The following is a 19,373-nucleotide window of genomic DNA, read 5'->3' as shown; positions in this document are numbered from 1 at the left end:
AGCCCTTTGGCGTAGCGTTCAGTTCGGGGAGCGTCCCGTAGAGAAGGAAAGGTATCGCCTGTTAATTTGCGAGCAATTCACCACATTCCACCAAATTATCTAAATACTCAGCTCGACGGTTGCGATATTTTAAGTATTAAGCATATTCCCACAGATCGTTACCCGCAAGTGAGTTTAAAAGTGAGAAAAATCAAACTACTGGCTTTGATATTAATTAGTTTGGCAATGGTGTTGTGGTTTAATTTGCGTTTTTCAACACCGTCAATACCCACTATTGCGGCTTCACCACCAAAAACTATCCGCTACTTTGATCGCACTTTGCCCCAAAGCATCGCTCACATCCTATTGATTCCAGCTAATAGCAAATTTTTGGTGACTCCTGCACTATCACAGAAGGTAGCCACTGTAGAGGAATTTGCCCAAAAGCATCAAGCCGTGGCTATTTTGAATGCAGGCTTTTTTGACCCAGCCAACCAAAAAACTACATCTTATGTTGTCATACAAGGGAAGTTGATAGCTAACCCCAAGGAAAACGAGCGGCTGGTAAACAATCCCAACTTAAAATCTTATTTGGGTCAAATATTCAATCGCACAGAATTCCGTCGCTACTTATGCGGACAAACTAGCCGCTATTCCATTGCTCTACACACTCAGTCACCACCAGCAGGTTGTCAGTTAGTTGATGCTATAGGTGCTGGCCCACGCCTATTACCAGAACTCACCTTAGAAAAAGAGGGCTTTGTAGACAATGCCAATAAACGAGATGCGCTTGGCAGCAACCAACCCAATGCCAGAACTGCCGTAGGTATCACCCGTGATGGCAGCGTTATTTTAGTTATGGTGGCTCAAAAACCCTTGGCTCCCGCGAACTCTGGAATATCTTTGCCAGCATTAGCTGATTTGATGAAAACTCTTGGTGCCGATAAAGCGATGAATCTGGATGGGGGGAGTTCGTCTTCGCTTTATTACAATGGGAAAACCTTTTACGGGAAGGTTGATTTGGAGGGAAATTCTATCAAGCGTCCTGTGAAGTCGGTTTTGCTGGTTCAGGAAAAGTAGGGGCTGTGGGAATTGATCGGACAGAGCGATCGCAATTGCCATATCAAACTTAAGTATAGGAATCATATTTGATTTCTGAAATTATCTACGTAGCTGGGGAGTAGGGAGTAGGGAGTAGGGAATAGGGCTGAAGGCTTTTCGAGTTGAGGGCGAGTTTTTTCACGCAATCAAATCATAGTCCTATAGTAGTTAACAAAGTGTAGGGGTTTAAATCCCCGGCTTCTATCAAGCTGCAAGTGTTGGGCTGCTTGTCTTTATCCCCGTTACAACACGGAAAAAGCGAATTGCGAATTGCGAATTGCGTTAGCGAGTCCGCGAGCGTCATTGCGAATTGCGAATTGGTTTAAGCTATACCTACCTACTGGTAGATTTTTGCCATATCAACAATTCCTGAATCCGAATTGAGTCACAATGATAATAGATAGGCAATCATTGAAGGTGCTGTTATGCTTCGTCTAACCCAAATTATTCGGAACTTGTTCCTTCGTTTTGAAGGCTTGTTTGGTGTTTTATTCCAAAGTATTTCTAATTTTTTCGGAAATTTATTTGGTTTTTTTGCCAAGCTTTTCGGATTCAGTGAGTCTGGTTATTTCTTGGAATCTGATCGGGTGCAAGGCGTAAAGCAAGCTTCAGCTAAACAGCCAATTGAAATGAATCGGGATAACACTGCTAAAATTCCTGCCACTAACCGCCGTCGTTCTAATGCCAAACTTGACGACTACTACCTCAACATGGCTCGTGATGTGAAAAAGAACTGAAAAAAGCCATACATAAAGTGGAAGGTAAATTTAGCAATAAGCTGTTCCAGCTTTAACTTGCATAATTAGGGTGGGCAAGACTTTATCATCAGCGCTACTTCAATAACGCTCAGTACAAGTCAGCCGAACGTTGTCCACCCCAGAATATTTTAATTAAATTTAGATATGCAAATTATATCTGGAACAGTTTATCAATAACTAAATGGCGCTTTGCATTTTCAGAAAAATCATCTAGCTACAATTAACGAATTTGTCTGTGCGTAGACGAGCATTTACCGCAGGCGATCGCACCTTTAACAAAAATTTTGTCCAGTTTGAGGCTGGACAATAGCTAGAAATATTTTTGAGCTTGAATATTTACTTGGTTTTTAACTTACCAAATCAACTAAGGCGTTGCTTTGGAAGCGGACTATAGATGAAACTGAGCAACCGCGATAATTCTCGGAGGTGAATACTGATAGTGTGATATTAGCTTGACCTGGATCTAAAATGCGTTTTACCTTGCAGGTTTGCATCTTATTATTGCAGTAAGCAATAATCCGATCGCCAGCCTTGACTTCCAACGCTTGAATTTTCAATTAATACCAACCTTGCAGGAATTTGCTTTGTTAAAGGAAAAATATATTACTATATCTTACTCGCTTAACAATAGCAATGTTCTTTTATTGTATCACAAAAATTAAGAGTATGAATGCTATCAATTCAATCTTGGTAATGTCAAGTTTATTCATGCTGCAAATACTAGTGCAGGAGGTAAGAGGCAGAAATTTATCTGTTGCTCTCAACCCTATCTAATTCCAAGCCACCAAATCGTTCGTGCAGTTTCTCGGTCAGAGTATTTGTTGAAATCCAGATGTAGGGAAACCTCTACTCCAACTTATTTGGAGTTAAATTTTTTTGATGACAGATTTTTCTCTCGATGTTTTTGTTAGAATCATTGAAATTTATACCTAAAAATCCCACTATGGCTTTATATGCTGAATTACATAGACATCTAGGCGGCTCCGTCGTACCAAGAGTTTTATGGCGATATTTCGAGCGACATTCTACGGAGTTAATTTCCCGCTTTGTTGACTATTCAGAATTTGAAGATTTTTATACCCGCCCACGTAACACCCTAGACGAGTATCTAGAATTACATACCTTGGTAGAAAGCGTGCAAACTGTAGAGACTTTGCCTTACTTTATCTATCGCTTGGTGCGGGGTGCTTACATATTTGAAAATTTGGCTTATTTGGAACTGCGCTACACTCCTTATTTGCGGACACCTGAGCATCTGAGTCAATCTGAAAGAATTGACAAGATGGCAGAAATTGTGCGAGTAGTAGGACTTGCCAGCCATCAGCCAGAATATCCGATTGTTACTAGCCAAATTCTCTGTATGCACACGCGCCTACCTTATGAGGTGAACAAGGCGATTGTTGATTTGGCGGCGCAAAATCAACAGTATGTCTGTGCAGTAGATGTAGCAGGAGGTGATAGTTATTACGCCGATCGCTTAGAAGAATGGATTAGCTTATATGATTATGCGCGATCGCTGGGCGTTAACACCACCGGACATCTATATGAAACGACTGCTGGTTGTTACCCAGAACTGTTACCATATTTGATGCGAATTGGTCACGGCATTCAAATTCCTCTACTGTATCCAGAACTACTTAATGATGTGGCTAGACGCGGACAATGTTTGGAGGTTTGTCCGACAACTTATCTAAAAACTGGTACTTTGCAGGATATACGTCAACTCAAATTAGTTTTTGACCGTTGTCTTGATGCTGGGGTTGATATCGCTATCTGTACTGATAATGCTGGATTGCACAATGTGCGTCTACCGTTTGAGTATGAGAATCTCTTGACTTACAACATTATTAGTTTTGAACAACTACAAGCTTGTCAAGATGCGGCTTTCCGTCATGCTTTTGCTTGGCCTTACACTCAACGTCCCGCATCCCTGTTGAACGGTTTACTGAAACCTGAACCCCCTAAAGTTTTGGCAACAAGGGATAGTAATTAACAACCACCTAGAGGTAGGCAGAAAGTAAGATAATTTAATGTTAATTAATGTTGTAATAAGTGAGTTTTTTTGATGGTGTAGAGAAAGCTGTAATGCACAGTAGATATTTTGCAAAAGTCAATGTTTTAGGGATTAAACCACAGATGCACGCAGAGAATTCATCGGTGTTTATCTGTAGTTTCCTTTTCGCTGATTCAGATTTTTGCTATAGTCTAATGTGCAATACAAGAAACCAGCAATTATGGAATAAATAGACTTTGATTGATATATCTGGGTTAGGTTTATGCGCCAACACCTTCTGTGGCACCACCGACTGAAATCCTAGCTGCAAGACCACCTTTGATTTCTGCTACCTTAACAAACCCTTCTCCTCTCAGAATTTGTGCAGCCTGGTTGATTGTTCGTCACTGTCACCATAAATATAGATATATTGACAAAAGTGTACTAGTTTTGTCACTTTTTAAATTAATAGAATGTTGAAATTTAAAATTAAATAATTTAAGCTCTTAATTAAGATTAAGCAATTCACGGCATAATCTAAACTCAAACAATACTTTTGGTAAATTTCTTAAATGGCTACAATCAAGATTTCCGATTTACATCTGGCTGGTACTGACTTACAGCTTTCTATCTCAGATTTGGAGGTGATCGGATCTGAGGAGATGGATAAAATATTAGGTGGTTTGAGCCTAACTCCTGGAGAATCGCTTGGTGCTGGTATTGCGGCAGTTGCGCTAGGCACTTTCATCGTCTCTAATCCTGTGGGTTGGGTCGGGCTAACCGCAGCTATAGTATCTAGTTATTGGGGTGGAGTTGGAATAGGTACAGCAATCTATGAATTATACTGAGTCAGTTAACTCCATCAGCCTACAACCACCCAAAAATTTGAATTTACAGCAGTTTTCATCTATTTGAACTACATATGTCGTAGGGGCACAGCATTGCTGTGCCCCTACTTTTCTTTACAATTAATCAAAATTTCTGGTTAATTCGCTTCCTCATTCCCACCAGTTCCGTTGCACCCAGAAGCTATAAACTATAATTTATGGCATCTACTATTCAAGCTCTACCAACAGAAGTTGTATATCTCATTACAGCTGGAGAGGTAATCGACTCTTTAGCCTCTGTGGTGCGGGAATTGGTAGAAAATTCCCTAGACGCAGGTGCAACGCGAATTGTGGTTTCTCTGTGGCCGCAGCAATGGCGAATTCGTGTGGCAGACAATGGTTGTGGAATGAACCTAGATGATTTGCAACAAGCAGCCACAGCCCACAGCACTAGTAAAATTCGCTCTAGTGCCGATTTGTGGGAAATTAACAGTTTGGGGTTTCGTGGTGAGGCGTTGCACAGTTTAACGACTCTGGCAGAGTTGGAAATTTTGAGTCGTCCTCTGGGCGGAAAATTAGGATGGCGGATAGTTTATGGCGATGACGGCAAAGTTGTACAAGTTGAAGTAACTGCGATCGCACCTGGTACAGTGGTTACAGTTTCCCATCTTTTCGGTAATTGCTCATCTCGTCGTCAGGGATTACCCACAACAGCACAGCAAATGAAAGCTGTGCAAGCCACAATTCAACAAATCGCCCTTTGTCATCCGCACGTCACCTGGCAGATTTGGCAAAATGACCGTCAATGGTTTACCATCTGTCCTGCTACTACAACTAGGCAGTTGCTACCGCAGATTTTACCGCAAGTACGACAAGGTGACTTGCAAGAAATAAAACTCGAAATACCCAACCCACTAAACTCAGTAGACAGAACTCCTAACTCCCCACTCCCCACTTCCCACTCCCCCTTATCCCCAGAGGGGGCCCCACCTTCCCCACTCTCCACTCAGCACTCAGCACTAAATTTAGTGGTAGGATTACCCGATCGCTGTCATCGTCATCGTCCAGATTGGGTACGTGTAGCCATTAACGGCAGGATGGTGAAGACACCGGAACTAGAGCAAACGATATTATCAGCATTTCACAGAACATTACCACGCGATCGCTATCCAATTTGTTTCTTACATCTAGCCATTTCCCCAGATCAAATTAACTGGAATCGCAATCCAGCAAAAACAGAAATTTACCTCAACGAAATCATTTATTGGCAAGAGCAAATTACCCAAGCAATTAACCAAGCACTCAGCATCTCTTCTAACAATCTCAAAGAAGCTGTTCACACGACACGAGTTAGTAAATTACTCAAAGCCGCAGAAGCCAAAGGCGGTTACAATTTCAATCCTCAAAATCCCAACGAAAATCACAAAAATTCTAACTCCTCACTCCCAACTCCTAACTCCTTAAAAGCTGTCGCTCAAGTTAGTAACACTTATATTGTGGCGGAACATTCAGGTGGTATGTGGTTAGTAGAACAGCACATTGCCCATGAGCGAGTTTTATATGAGCAATTATGCGATGATTGGCAACATGTATCCGTCGAACCACCAATAATTCTTTATCAATTATCACCAGCGCAGGTATCGCAACTGCAACGCATTGGTTTAGAAATAGAACCCTTTGGCGAACAACTTTGGGCAGTCCGTAATATCCCCGCCCCCTTGCAGCAGCGAGACGACTGTGCAGAAGCAATTTTAGAACTTAGTTGGGGAGGTGATTTACAAACAGCCCAAGTAGCTGTCGCCTGTCGCAGTGCCATTCGTAACGGTACACCGATGAATCAACAAGAAATGCAGACACTTTTAGATAATTGGCAACGCACTCGCAACCCCCGCACCTGTCCTCACGGACGCCCAATTTATCTATCCCTAGAAGAATCAGCTTTAGCTCGGTTTTTCCGGCGTAATTGGGTAATTGGTAAAAGTCATGGAATTTGATGTTTTTGGCAAGACATGACATTGTGGAGTTTGACAGAAAAAAGGCGATCGCATCTTTAGATGCAGGTAAGCTTGTAATTGCCGTGTGGTTGGACGAGATTTATCGGAGGTTAGCGGTTAAATTGGACGAGTAAATGAAAGTCAAAAAAATCAGAAATGAGCAATGAAGCGAATACTTGCCGTAAATATGTTGAGCCAAAGTTAAAGGATGCAGGATGGGAAACAGAATCCCATGCTTATTATGAGCAGTATTACTTTACTGATGGCAAGATTCGCCCGAAAAATAAGCGCCAACCCCGTGGGAAACGGAAGTTTACAGACTATTTGCTGCTATATAACGGAGAATTTCCCTTAGCCGTGGTGGAAGCCAAGCGAAAACATAAAACACCAGATGAGGGACTGGAACAGGCAATAGACTATGCCAACCTTCTAGGGGTAAAGTTTGCTTACTCCACTAACGGACAAGGAATTGTAGAGTTTGATTTCATCACGGGTAAGCAGTCTGATGTGATGGAATCGTTTCCCAGTCCTGATGAACTTTGGCGACGATTAACTGGGGAAGCGAAGAAGCAAATTAGAACAGACATAGCAGAAAAACTGTTAACTCCGTTTTATCCAATTCCAGATAAACCACTGCGTTACTATCAACGAAATGCGATTAATGCTGCACTAGCGGCAATTTTCAAAAGTCAAAAGCGCCTACTGCTGACAATGGCAACGGGAACAGGTAAAACTACTGTTGCTTTCCAAATAGCTTGGAAACTGTCAAGTCTGGAGTGGAATACTTCTGGAGAATCTCGTTCTCCTAGAATCCTGTTTTTGGCAGATCGGAACGTGCTGGTAGATGACCCGATGAATAAGGATTTTTCTGCCTTTAATCAAGAGAAAATTTACAAAATTCAGGGGGAAGCGAAAAAAGGACGTGACCTCTACTTTGCTATTTATCAAGCAATTGGTGATACACAATATAGCTTTGGACTTTACAGAGAATATAGTTCTGATTATTTTGACTTGATTATTGTTGATGAGTGTCACCGAGGTAGCGCCAGGGATGAAAGTAACTGGCGACAAATTCTAGAACATTTTGAACCTGCGTATCAGTTAGGACTGACAGCAACACCGCTACGGGATGATAATATTGATACCTATCGCTACTTTGGCAATCCCCTTTATACATATTCTCTCAAACAAGGGATTGACGATGGTTTCTTAGCTCCCTATCGAGTTTATCGGATTACCACCCGTTCCGATCGCGAAGGATGGCGACCAAATGCTGGACAAATTGACCGCTATGGAAGAACAATTCCTAATGAAGTTTATCTGACACCAGACTTTGAGCGAAAATTGGTCAGAGAAGCGCGGACAAAGGCGATCGCACAACACATTACTGATTTTTTGAGAAGTAGCGATCGCTATGCCAAAACCATTGTCTTCTGTGTCGATGAGGAACACGTTAAGGCAATGATCAAGGAATTACGCAACCTCAACAGCGATATCACCAGAACAAATCCTGACTACATAACTCGCATTACTTCTGATGCTGGTGATGTGGGTAAGGGACATCTCTATAAATTTAAAGATGTCTTAGATGAAACTCACATTATCGCTGTTACAGCTAAATTGCTAACAACTGGCGTAGATATTCCCACCTGTAAAAATGTTGTGCTTGCTCGTGTTATTCGTTCAATGACAGACTTTAAGCAGATTATTGGACGGGGAACTCGTGTACGAGAAGAACGGGATAAGCGCTCGTTTAATATACTCGACTATACCAATAGCACAGTGTTGTTTGAAGATAGAGATTTTGATGGCGAACCCGCCCTTATTAATGAATCAGAAATAGATGATCGGGGGAAAATACTCTCTGAACATGAGGAGGAGTTGGAGTCAGCAGAGTTAGAAGAGGAAACAGAGGACTTGGAAGAGGATGAAAAGTCTGGATTTTGGGGAATCCCAGATGATGATGACGCACCACCTCGGAAATATTACGCTGACGGGGGAAGCGAAGAAATTATTGAAGAGAGAATTTATGATTTAAATCCAGACAATCAACTGCGCTTGTCTCAACTAATTGACTACACCAGAGAGCAAGTTAGGATTCTCTATCGTTCTACCATAGAAATACAGCAACGCTGGGCAGATCCAGAGCAGCGTTCAGAGATTATTGAGTTATTGGCAGATCGGGGGATTGATTTTGATGAGTTAAAACAAGTTACTAAGCTTCCCGAAGCTGACCCTTTTGATTTACTATGTCATATTGCCTTTGATGCTCCGGTGCTGACTTGCAAGCAACGGGCTGAAAGGTTACGTCGTCGCAATGCTGACTTTTTTGAGCAATATGGGGAAGATGCTAGGGCAATTTTAGAGATAGTTTTGGACAAGTATGCAGAAAAAGGAGTTGAGGAGTTTAATATTCGGACGGCGTTTAAGGCTAACCGGGAATTTAAAAAATATGGCAATGTGGCTGAAATTGCTCAACGGTTTGGTGGAGTTCAGCAACTTAAGGAAGCAGTGAATCAATTGCAAAGTCTCCTGTATTCAGCTTAATAAAAAATAAACCTCAACATTCTCACAGATGCAACAAGAGTCTAAACCTATTTGTGTCGTCATTGACACTAATACATGGATATCTGATTCTAATCTTTTTTTAAAGACTCCACTTGGCGCAGCATTACTTTATATTTTGAAGCGTAGTAACGGATATATAGGTTTGCCAGAGTTAATTGAAGATGAAGTTATCAAGCATACAATACGAGTAGGGCGAGAAGCTATTCAAAAAATTAACAGCAACTTCAAAAAAATTGAAATAATTCTGGGTTCAAGGTCTACTTATGAGTTACCTAATGAAAATCAACTCGAATCAGTTGCAAGAGAACGATTTATTGAACTTGACCACTTGATTATAAAAATTCCGTTCTCATTTGAACAGGCTAAAGCAGCAGTTAAACGTATTAATGAATGTTCACAACCAAATGGAGAAAAAAATCAACAGTTCAAAGATTCTGTGATTTGGGAAGCTATTCTGACTCTTGTTAATGACTACACTGTTCACTTTATTACACAAGATAATGCTTTTTATAAAAATAGAAGAGCAGATAGTGGTTACTTAGCAGAAAATCTCTTAAACGACTGTCAAAATTTAGGTAGCTTTGTTCATATATATCAAGATATTAAATCATGTCTTAAACAGCTTCAACATAGTTTACCACCACTAGATTATCAAAGTATTATCTTAGCAATAGATAGTGTAATTAATCCAAATTTGCAAAGACAGGTAGTTGCAGAAATAGGTTTTGAAATAGTCAGTTTAGCAAGCGAACTATCCACAATTTCTGCATTCATCACAGAAATGATAGGAAAACTAGCCCTTAGTTTTGAAATCAATTATTATTTGTCAGATGTCCACAATACTGATGATAACGAAAGGAAAAATGCTCTCTTGAGAGTCGGTGGAGATTGTTTATATGAATTTAACAGTAATAGCATCTCAGATGTGAAAATGGATTTTGAAAGAATGACCTGGTTAGAACCGAGTGGAGAATTAGGTAAAAGAGGAATTGTATATATGAGTGCAACCCTTGGAGGTGATAATCAAGCCAAATATATGTTCAGAGAACCACTTTCAAATAATTAAATCAAGTATAAGAATGGCGAAACGCACTGCTAAACAAAACGATAAACCCGTCACTACCGCTCAAAAACTGGGAAGCGTGATTAAGTCAGCGCGTGACATCATGCGAACGGACAAGGGATTGAATGGAGAATTAGATCGTCTCCCGCAGCTGACTTGGATTATGTTTTTGAAACTTTTGGATGATTCCGAAAAACTGCATGAAGTGGAAGCAGAATTAGAGGGAATTTCCTATAAACCAACTATTCAACCGCCTTATCGCTGGCGAGATTGGGCTGCTAATGAAAATTTTACGGGCGATCGCCTGAAAAGTTTCATCAACAACGATGAGGCAATTTTACCAGATGGCACTAAAGGAGCAGGATTACTCGCCTATTTGCGTCATCTCAAAAGCAAAACCGGACGCGATCGCGCTGATGTCATCGCCAAAGTTTTCAAAGATGTCACTAACCGCATGATTAGCGGGACTTTGCTGTGGGATGTCCTGAGTAAGGTAAATGATATTCACTTTGATAAATCAGAAGAGGTGAATCTCCTCAGCACCCTTTATGAGTCGATGCTGAAGGAAATGCGCGACGCGGCGGGAGATTCGGGAGAGTTTTACACCCCCCGTCCCGTAGTGCGGTTTATCGTGCAGGTGATGGAACCGAAACTGGGGGAAACCATTTTTGACCCTGCTTGCGGAACTGGTGGTTTTTTGGTTGAGGCGTATGAATACCTGAAAAAGAATTGTAGCGCCCAAGATTGGCAGATATTACAAAAAAGCATTATTGGCGGTGAGGCAAAATCCTTGCCTTTGATGTTAGCACACATGAGTTTGCTGTTACATGGGTTTGAATATCCCGATATTGATGATGGTAATAGTCTGCGGTTTACCCTTGCGGAGATGGGTGAAAAAGATTGGGTAGATGTAATTCTCACAAATCCGCCATTTGGGGGTGAGGAAGAAGACAGAATTAAAAATAACTTTCCCCCAGATAGACAAACTAAAGAAACGGCGTTGTTATTCCTTCAGTTGATTATGCGTCGTCTCAGACAAAGACCCCGTGTAGGGACAATTCATGAATTGTCCCTACAAACAGGACGCGCCGCAGTTGTATTTCCCAATGGGGTGCTATTTGGGGATAATACTTGCGCCAAGCTGAAGGAAGATTTACTTAAGGATTTTAATCTGCATACCATTGTCCGTTTACCTAATGGGGTATTTGCACCTTATACTGGCATTCCTACAAATTTGTTGTTTTTTGACCGTTCTGGACAAACGGATGAGATTTGGTACTATGAGTTACCATTGCCAGAAGGACGGAAAACTTACACCAAAACTAAGCCGATACAGGATGAAGATTTTGCTGAATGTGTGGCATGGTGGAAAAACCGAGAAGAGAATGGACAGGCTTATAAATATAACTTTCGGGAAGCTTATAAGCAGGCGATAAAAGAAGCAACGCCTCATTGGAATGCTGCTAAGAAAGCAGAGGAAACGGCTAATCAACTTGTAAAAAAAGTTAAGAAATTAATTGAAAAAATCCAAAGTTTACAAAATTCAATTTTGGACTTTTCACCACCGAAAGAAATTGCACAGATTAAAAATCAGATTCAGGTAGTCAAGGATGAGGTGAAACAGGCTCAAACTGAGGAGCAAAGTCAGCGCGAGATTGCTAAAGATGAGAAGGCTAAAGGGGATGCTATTTACTGGGCAATTTATAATCTTGACCGAAAAAACCCAAATAGGCAGCAGGATTTTGAGCATTTACCGCCTGAACAGTTAGTGGCTGATATCTTAGATAAAGATAGGCGTGTAGCTGAAATTATGGCGGAGATTCAAGCACTTTTGGGAAGTTAAATTAGGAGAAAATTAGATGAATATCGAGGAAGCAGTGTTAGAAAGATTACGTCAGTTACCTATTGACAAACAGCAGCAACTATTAGATTTTGCGGAATTTTTGTCTCAAAAAACGACTTCTGAGACTCCTTTACGGACTGTTAGAGGGTTATGTGCTGATTTAACAGTAGATATTACTGAAGAAGATATTGCTCAAGCGCGTCAAGAAATGTGGGGTAATTTTGCAAGGGATATCGTTTAATGACATCGGTAGTTGCAGAGACACACACTTTAATTTGGTACGTTTTTGACTTGCAGAGATTGTCAGAAGCCGCATTAAAAACTTTATGTTAAAACTGACATTTAAGCAGACTCCGGCAGAATTAATACTTCGGGCTGCTTCAACTATTATATTTAATACTTTAAATCAATTAGATTACCCATTTTTAGCACTTTCTGAACTTGCTGAAAATCCACAATACGGTTTTACCGCTAGTGCGTCAATTGAAGAAGTAGGAGCAAAATTCGTTCGTATTACTGATTTAAAAGATGGAGGAATCAATTGGGATACTGTACCCTATTGCAAATGTGATGAGCCAGAAAAGTATCTAATTTACCCTAATGACATTTTGTTTGCCAGAACGGGTGCAACAACTGGAAAAACACATCTTGTTAAACAAGCTCCATACGCTGTTTTTGCTTCCTACTTGATACGAATCCGCCCAAAACCACTGGTAGAGCCTGAGTATCTTTATTCATTTTTTCAATCAGATGCTTACTGGAGACAGATTTTAGATGAAAAGGAAGGCTCCGCACAGCCTAACGTCAATGGTCAAAAACTGATAAATATTTTAGTGCCAATGGTTGATAGTAAGATTCAGTCAGCTATCAGCAAGTTTTTGGCGGTTGTCAGAAAACGACAAGACGGTAGTTTTGAAGAACTGCCAGAACTCCCACCACCCCTAAATGAACAACGGCGGATTGTGGTGTTGGTTGAAGAACTGGTGGGGAAGGTTGAGGAAGTGCGATCGGTAAGAAATGAAATCATTCAAGATTTTCATGGAGTCCTGCTTAGTGCATATCATAAACTAATTGAAGGTGCTGAATACTTACCTATGAAATTTGTAGCACCTCTGCAACGTAGAACTGTAGAAATAGAATTATCAAAAAACTACCCTGAATTAGGTATAAGGTCTTTTGGAAAAGGAACATTTCATAAACCAGTATTAAGCGGAGCAGAAGTTGGTACAAAGAAAATTTTTAGAATTGAAGTCAATGATTTGTTATTTCAAATTGTATTTGCTTGGGAAGGTGCTGTAGCTGTTGCACAGCCTGAAGATCATGGATACTTTGGTTCTCATCGTTTCTTAACCTGTATTCCCCAATCAGGAATTGCAACTTCTTCATTTTTGTGCTTTCACTTCTTGACTGAAAAAGGTTTAGAGGATTTAGGAAAGGCATCACCAGGAGGTGCAGGCAGAAATAGAACTCTTGGACTAAAAGGTCTAGAAAATATACAGGTTCCTATTCCTCCATTTGAGAAACAACTCTGGTTTGATAATCTCAAGTTCAAAATAGACACAATGAAACGCCTAAGAGAACAAGCAATGAAAGAACTTGATGCACTTTTACTTTCCATCCTAGACAAAGCATTTAAAGGGGAACTTTGAAGAGAAGCAAGGCAAAATTTTTGTAATAAATAGTTGGCATAGAAAATAACAATAAGGTATGAAGCCAGAAGACTTTCAAAATAGCCCAACAGGTCGATTGGTGCAAATTATACAAGGAGAAAATCCTTGTTTTGCTTTTGTTCCTAATCCTTTACCACCAGTACTAGAACTCGATACAGAAATTTGGCGTACACTTTCTGATGCTGACCGAGCCTTGGGTGAACTTGCAGGATTAGGGCGTACTATGCCCAATCCTAATCTTCTCATCCGTCCATTTATTCGCCGGGAGGCAGTGCTGTCTTCGCGTATTGAGGGAACCCAAGCAGATATTACTAACCTCTACGCTTATGAAACCGGACAATTAACACTTCCAGGTATAAATCCTTCTTTGCCAGAATCTGATGTTAAAGAAGTTTTTAATTATGTGCGTACTTTAGAATATGGCTTAGAAAGACTTACAACTCTGCCTATCTGCTTACGTTTTATGTGTGAACTCCATGAGCGTTTAGTAGATGGTGTGCGTGGAGAAAAAGCCGCTCCTGGAGAATTCCGTCGTTTTCAAAACTGGATTGTAGTGCAAGGGTTAACTATCAACGATGCTCGATTTATTCCTCCACCTGTGCCAGAAATGGAAGAATGTCTTCATGAATTAGAAAAATATCTTAATAGTGACTGCGGCTATCCACCACTTATTCGGATAGGTTTAATTCATTATCAATTTGAAGCTATTCACCCCTTCATTGATGGCAATGGACGTATTGGGCGATTACTAGTCTCACTACTACTTTTGCATTGGAACTTATTACCCCTACCTTTACTTTATCTCAGTGCCTTTTTTGAACATCATAGACAAAAATATTATGATTTAATGCTCAGTATCAGTCAGCGTGGTGCTTGGCGGGACTGGCTAATATTTTTTTTACAAGGGGTAACAGAACAATCTAAAGATGCCTTGGTTCGGTCAAAAAGGTTACAATATTTGCAGTTGCAGTGGAGACAAGAGTTAACTCAAACCCGTGCTACAGCCCTATTGCTGCGTCTTGCAGATAGCTTGTTTGACTCTCCTATTCTCACAATTCCTCAAGCCCAGGCAATTATGGATGTTAGCTATCGCTCTGCACAACAGAACGTTGAAAAGCTGGTCAAAGCAGGTATCTTGGTACAGGCTAGTGAAGGCTCTTACGGAAAAATATTTATTGCGCCAAAAGTTTTACAAATAATTGGCGAGTAAATTTACTTAATTTATACTTTTTAGCCTAAAAGTATAATTTTCAAGATTAGAATTATACTTGAGTTGCAATCTCTGTAAAGCCATGTCAACACTGGGTTTTGCTAGCTGGATAGTACATTGTCGTTAGAACTGGAATTACATACTTTCAGGACTTACGCAAGATGTGCCTGAAAACCTGATTATTGCGTAGCGGTAATTCATGAATTACCGCTACTTTCGTTATGTTTTGCGTAAGTCCTATAGAGATTTTTTGAATTAGCCAGGAATTTTCGACGAAATAGAAGCTTTTTTTATTTGTACAGAGCATAAAAAAAGCTATCAAATATCTAGCTGAAATGGTAAGATTTTCTGAAATCCATTTCTGTACCTTTGTAGGTTTATGAGTGTATCCCACTAATAAGATTTTTTTAATCCAGATATAAATAGTAGCAAGGTTAATGAATGCATCAAAATATACTTTTTGTCGTTCCTGATCAATGGTTAGACGACGATATCTGCATTGATACCAAGCAAAACAACGTTGCTATTGAAATCTTGAAACGGCGATTTTAATAGCTCTACCTCTATTTTTCTTGGTTTTCCATACCTGTTTTGATATTTGGGGTCGAAGACCCCGCTGACGTTACGTAGGGCAGCACGTTTTGATGAGTGAATCGTAACCTTTATCAGCAGCAAATACCTGAAATTTTTTACGTGGTCTACCACGTTTTAAAGTTTATTGATAAAACTATTTTCTGTAGTAGTTAAAGAGGTAAGTAATTGCTGTGAATTAGAGTTCTTTACTTGTCTCACTATGATGGTCGCACAATGATTTAAAAATAGTCATCTTTTTCATAAAAATGATTAAAATATGCTCTACATGTTTCTGGAATTTAATACTAGCTTTAAAATTTACCAGAATTTTAGGAGTGTTACTTGCTTTTTACCAGGGTAGTGCCTTGGCTGATGTCTTAGCTCATCCTGCGGAAAATGTTAGTAGTTCAAGTTTAAATTTCAACCTTAAGAGCCAGAGACAGTCCGTTGAAGAAATTGAAAACTTAGCTTTGTCAGGAACTCGTCTGTTGACAAGCCAGCACCAATTTCGTCAGATGCCAGTATTCACAACAGGCTTATCAAAGTTGAAGCAACCAACATTAGACCCAATTTTGTCTCAGGTTCTCGACTCGGAACCGCCAAAACAGCCAATCCCAATCCCACAGCCACGACCAGAACCTGCCCTTGAACTTCCTCTTAAAAAATTTCCCTCCTCTGAAGAACGCTTAGACCTTCCTCAAAGTATCATCGTTAGCAAATTCGAGTTTGATGGGAATACGGCCTTTAGCGACGAAAAGTTAACTAAAATTACTGCCCAATTTACCAAGCGATCACTAACCTTTGTAGAATTACTACAAGTTGAAGCTACTGTCACCAAACTTTATACCGATGCGGGGTATATCAATTGTGGTGCTGTGATTCCGGCTGGTCAAACCTTATCTCAACGGGGATCTGTCGTCAAAGTCCAGATTATTGAAGGAGGACTAGAAGAAATTGCGGTGACGGGTACACGACAATTGAACTCGAACTACATCCGCAGCAGATTAGCCATTGCCACCGCTAGACCCCTAAATCAAAAGCGCTTGCTGTCAGCTTTGCAACTATTGCAACTTGACCCTCTAATTCAGAATATATCAGCCGAATTGTCTGCTGGGTCGCGTCCAGAATTAAGTTTACTGACAGTCAAGGTAGTAGAAGCCGACTCCTTTAATACAGAATTTTTTATAGATAATGGTCGTGCGCCTAGTGTTGGCAGCTTACGACGCGGTGTCCGCATTAACGAAGGAAATTTATTTGGTTTTGGGGATGCCTTGAATCTGGAATATATCAATACTGATGGTAGCAACGCCTTTGACTTGCGCTACAACATACCTGTTAATCCTCGTAATGGCACAATTACCCTCAGAGGTGGATTGACAAGTATTGAAATTGTCGAACCACCCTTTGACCGCATAGATATCATTGGTAATTCCAATTACTTCGAGTTAGGCTTCCGCCAACCTTTAATCTTATCTCCCAACAGAGAATTTGCTGTGGGTCTATCCGTGTTACGACAAGAAAGCAAATCTGAAGTGCAAGGTTTTCCCCTGGTGTCAGCAGGTGCTAACCCTGAGGGAGAGACCCGCGTCTCAGTCTTACAGTTTTTCCAAGAATATCAGCAGCGTGATTCTCAACAAGCCTTAGCCCTGCGCTCTCAATTTAACCTTGGTTTAGATATCTTCAATGCTACCGTCAACAATGACCCTCCTGATAGTCGGTTTTTTTCTTGGCGGGGACAAGGACAATACGTGCGACTTTTAGCACCACAAACTTTACTGGTGATCCGTTCTGACCTGCAATTGTCAACCCGTGCCCTTGTGCCTTTAGAGCAGTTTGGGCTGGGCGGTCTGCGTAGTGTTCGGGGTTATCGACAGGATATTCTCTTGACAGATAACGGCTTTTTAGCATCAGCAGAAGTGCAATTACCAGTACTGCGGGTAGAAAAGGTCAAAGGAGTTTTGCAAGTAGTGCCGTTTATTGATTTTGGTGTGGGTTGGAATAGTTCCGAGAATTCAGACCAAAATACTAATACCTTGACTAATACCTTGGTAGGGTTGGGATTGGGTTTACAGTGGCAAATGGGCGATCGCCTCAACGCTCGTCTTGATTATGGGATTCCATTAACAGATATTCAAGACACAGGCAAGACTTTGCAAGAAGACGGTATTTATTTCTCAATAGTTGCGAATCCTTTCTAAAAAATTTTGTCAAAAAATCTCTGATTAGCAAAGATTTAGGAGTCAAAAGTTATGCAATATGTTAAGCGATCGCTCCTCTTCAACACTTTACTTCTATCTATAGGGGTGAATTTTGTGTTGGCTTTGTTGTCTTATATTGCTTCCTGTCCGGCAAAAGCACAAATTACACCTGATGCGACTCTAGGCGATAAAAGTTCAGTTGTAGTACAAGACAAACTTGAAGGCAGTGATATTGACCGGATTAATGGGGGAGCAATTCAAGGAAGTAATTTATTCCACAGTTTCCAGGAATTTAACGTTAGTGAAGGAGCAAAAGCCTATTTTACAAATCCAGGAGGAATTACGAATATTTTGACTAGGGTGACAGGGAGTAATGCCTCAAATATTCTAGGAACTCTGGGGGTTTTGGGCCCTGCTAACCTGTTTTTGATTAATCCTAAAGGAATTGTCTTTGGGCCCAATGCGCTTTTAAACATGGGGGGTTCATTTGTAGCTTCTACTGCCGATAGTCTAGTGTTTGATAATGGGTTGGAGTTTAGCGCCACAAACCCGCAAGCAGCGTCACTGCTAACAGTGAATATTCCTGTAGGATTGCGCTTGAGAGAGAATTCAGCGAACATTGTCAATCAATCATCTGCTGTTCTTTACTTACCGCCAACAAACACTTTGGCACTAGTAGGTGGAAATGTCATCCTTGATGGTGGGAGCTTGCAGGTAGCTGGAGGTCGGATTGAGTTAGGAGGATTGACTGGTGCGGGAACAGTTGGTCTAAATATTCAGGAGTCCCAAGGAATACCAAGAGTAGCTTCTCTAAGTTTTCCCAATGATGTTGAACGAGCTGATATATCCCTGTCTAAACAAGCAGTTGTGAATGTTCAAGGTGGGGGTAGCGGTAGTATTGCGATTAACGGTCGTAACGTAAATCTTATAGAAGGAGGTCGGTTATTAGCTGGAATAGACCCACGTTTTAGTTCCTCTGGAACTCAGGCAGGAAATATTGAAATTAATGCCAGCGATCGGGTAGTTTTTAGTGGGGCTAGCAGTGGAGCATTGAATCAAGTTGAGACTGGGGGGCAAGCTAACTCTGGTGACATTAAGATTCAGGCTGGTTCTCTTGAGGTGAGTGATGGCGCTCAACTCAGTACTAGTACCAAAGGCATAGGAAATGCAGGCACGATTAGAATTACAGCTAGCGATCAAGTAGCTATTGACGGCCAATCTGTCAGCGATCCGCGTAGCTCACTATTCAGCCAAGTCGAAAAAGATGCTGTAGGTAATTCAGGCGGAATTGAGATTAATGCAGGTAATGTCGCCATCACTAACGGTGCTCAACTCAGTGCCAGTACTTCAGGAGAAGGAGATGCAGGCAAAATCAGCATTAATGCCCGCGATCAGGTATTGCTAGATGGCGAATCTATTTATAACAACCTGAGTCAAGTATTCAGCCAAGTGGAACAGGGCGCTGTAGGTAAATCAGATGGGATTGAGATTAACACAGGTAGTCTTGCCATTACTAACGGCGCTCAACTCAGTGCAAGTACTTCAGGAGAAGGAGATGCAGGGAAAATCAGCATTACTGCCCGCGATCAGGTATTG

The 19,373-nt window shown here is 40.9% G+C and carries 15 protein-coding genes; 14 read left to right on the top strand and 1 reads right to left on the bottom strand.

Annotated elements, in window-relative coordinates; all coding sequences use genetic code 11:
• Nucleotides 1–180: 180 nt before the first annotated feature.
• Complete coding sequence (locus tag RMY63_RS07100; protein WP_322728029.1) at nucleotides 181–1,059, top strand: phosphodiester glycosidase family protein; 879 nt, start codon at nucleotides 181–183, stop codon at nucleotides 1,057–1,059.
• Between the two features lie 446 nt (nucleotides 1,060–1,505).
• Entirely contained in the window at nucleotides 1,506–1,817 is a 312-nt protein-coding gene (locus RMY63_RS07095) for a threonine dehydratase (protein ID WP_322728028.1), read from the top strand.
• A 368-nt stretch (nucleotides 1,818–2,185) separates the two neighbouring features.
• On the opposite strand, the gene RMY63_RS07090 is transcribed toward RMY63_RS07095, so the two are convergent.
• Entirely contained in the window at nucleotides 2,186–2,395 is a 210-nt protein-coding gene (locus tag RMY63_RS07090; RefSeq protein ID WP_094352741.1) for a hypothetical protein, read from the bottom strand.
• 386 nt (nucleotides 2,396–2,781) lie between these two features.
• On the opposite strand from RMY63_RS07090, the gene RMY63_RS07085 reads away from it, so the two are divergent.
• From RMY63_RS07085 to RMY63_RS07030, 12 genes are all read left to right on the top strand, one after another.
• Complete coding sequence (locus RMY63_RS07085) at nucleotides 2,782–3,831, top strand: adenosine deaminase (RefSeq protein WP_322728027.1); 1,050 nt, start codon at nucleotides 2,782–2,784, stop codon at nucleotides 3,829–3,831.
• Nucleotides 3,832–4,403: 572 nt separating this feature from the next.
• On the top strand, nucleotides 4,404–4,679 hold the full coding sequence (locus tag RMY63_RS07080) for a hypothetical protein (protein WP_322728026.1): 276 nt from the start codon (nucleotides 4,404–4,406) through the stop codon (nucleotides 4,677–4,679).
• Nucleotides 4,680–4,876: 197 nt separating this feature from the next.
• Nucleotides 4,877–6,652 (top strand): DNA mismatch repair endonuclease MutL, encoded by a 1,776-nt coding sequence (gene mutL / locus RMY63_RS07075; protein WP_322728025.1) that lies wholly within the window; start codon nucleotides 4,877–4,879, stop codon nucleotides 6,650–6,652.
• A 5-nt stretch (nucleotides 6,653–6,657) separates the two neighbouring features.
• On the top strand, nucleotides 6,658–6,786 hold the full coding sequence (locus RMY63_RS07070; RefSeq protein ID WP_322728024.1) for a hypothetical protein: 129 nt from the start codon (nucleotides 6,658–6,660) through the stop codon (nucleotides 6,784–6,786).
• Nucleotides 6,787–6,808: 22 nt separating this feature from the next.
• The gene (gene hsdR / locus RMY63_RS07065; protein WP_322728023.1) at nucleotides 6,809–9,199 is read left to right on the top strand and encodes an EcoAI/FtnUII family type I restriction enzme subunit R; all 2,391 of its coding nucleotides are present in this window, start codon (nucleotides 6,809–6,811) and stop codon (nucleotides 9,197–9,199) included.
• A 28-nt stretch (nucleotides 9,200–9,227) separates the two neighbouring features.
• Nucleotides 9,228–10,286 (top strand): PIN domain-containing protein, encoded by a 1,059-nt coding sequence (locus tag RMY63_RS07060; protein WP_322728022.1) that lies wholly within the window; start codon nucleotides 9,228–9,230, stop codon nucleotides 10,284–10,286.
• A gap of 13 nt (nucleotides 10,287–10,299) precedes the next feature.
• Nucleotides 10,300–12,126: an N-6 DNA methylase gene (locus tag RMY63_RS07055; protein ID WP_322728021.1), complete on the top strand. Its 1,827-nt coding sequence runs from the start codon at nucleotides 10,300–10,302 to the stop codon at nucleotides 12,124–12,126.
• 16 nt (nucleotides 12,127–12,142) lie between these two features.
• On the top strand, nucleotides 12,143–12,367 hold the full coding sequence (locus RMY63_RS07050; RefSeq protein WP_322728020.1) for a DUF2281 domain-containing protein: 225 nt from the start codon (nucleotides 12,143–12,145) through the stop codon (nucleotides 12,365–12,367).
• An 85-nt stretch (nucleotides 12,368–12,452) separates the two neighbouring features.
• Nucleotides 12,453–13,775 carry a restriction endonuclease subunit S gene (locus tag RMY63_RS07045; RefSeq protein WP_322728019.1) on the top strand — a complete coding sequence of 441 codons (1,323 nt, stop codon included), beginning with the start codon at nucleotides 12,453–12,455 and terminating at the stop codon, nucleotides 13,773–13,775.
• Between the two features lie 58 nt (nucleotides 13,776–13,833).
• Nucleotides 13,834–15,006: a Fic family protein gene (locus RMY63_RS07040; protein ID WP_322728018.1), complete on the top strand. Its 1,173-nt coding sequence runs from the start codon at nucleotides 13,834–13,836 to the stop codon at nucleotides 15,004–15,006.
• An 839-nt stretch (nucleotides 15,007–15,845) separates the two neighbouring features.
• Nucleotides 15,846–17,777, top strand: coding sequence for a ShlB/FhaC/HecB family hemolysin secretion/activation protein (locus RMY63_RS07035; protein WP_322728017.1), 1,932 nt, complete (start codon nucleotides 15,846–15,848; stop codon nucleotides 17,775–17,777).
• Nucleotides 17,778–17,828: 51 nt separating this feature from the next.
• Nucleotides 17,829–19,373, top strand: a 1,545-nt coding sequence (locus tag RMY63_RS07030) for a filamentous hemagglutinin N-terminal domain-containing protein (protein ID WP_322728016.1), incomplete at its 3' end; no start/stop codon positions are given.

This window comes from Nostoc sp. ChiQUE01b (assembly GCF_034531255.1).
Lineage (GTDB): Bacteria > Cyanobacteriota > Cyanobacteriia > Cyanobacteriales > Nostocaceae > Nostoc.
This window is presented reverse-complemented; position numbering and strand designations above follow the sequence as displayed.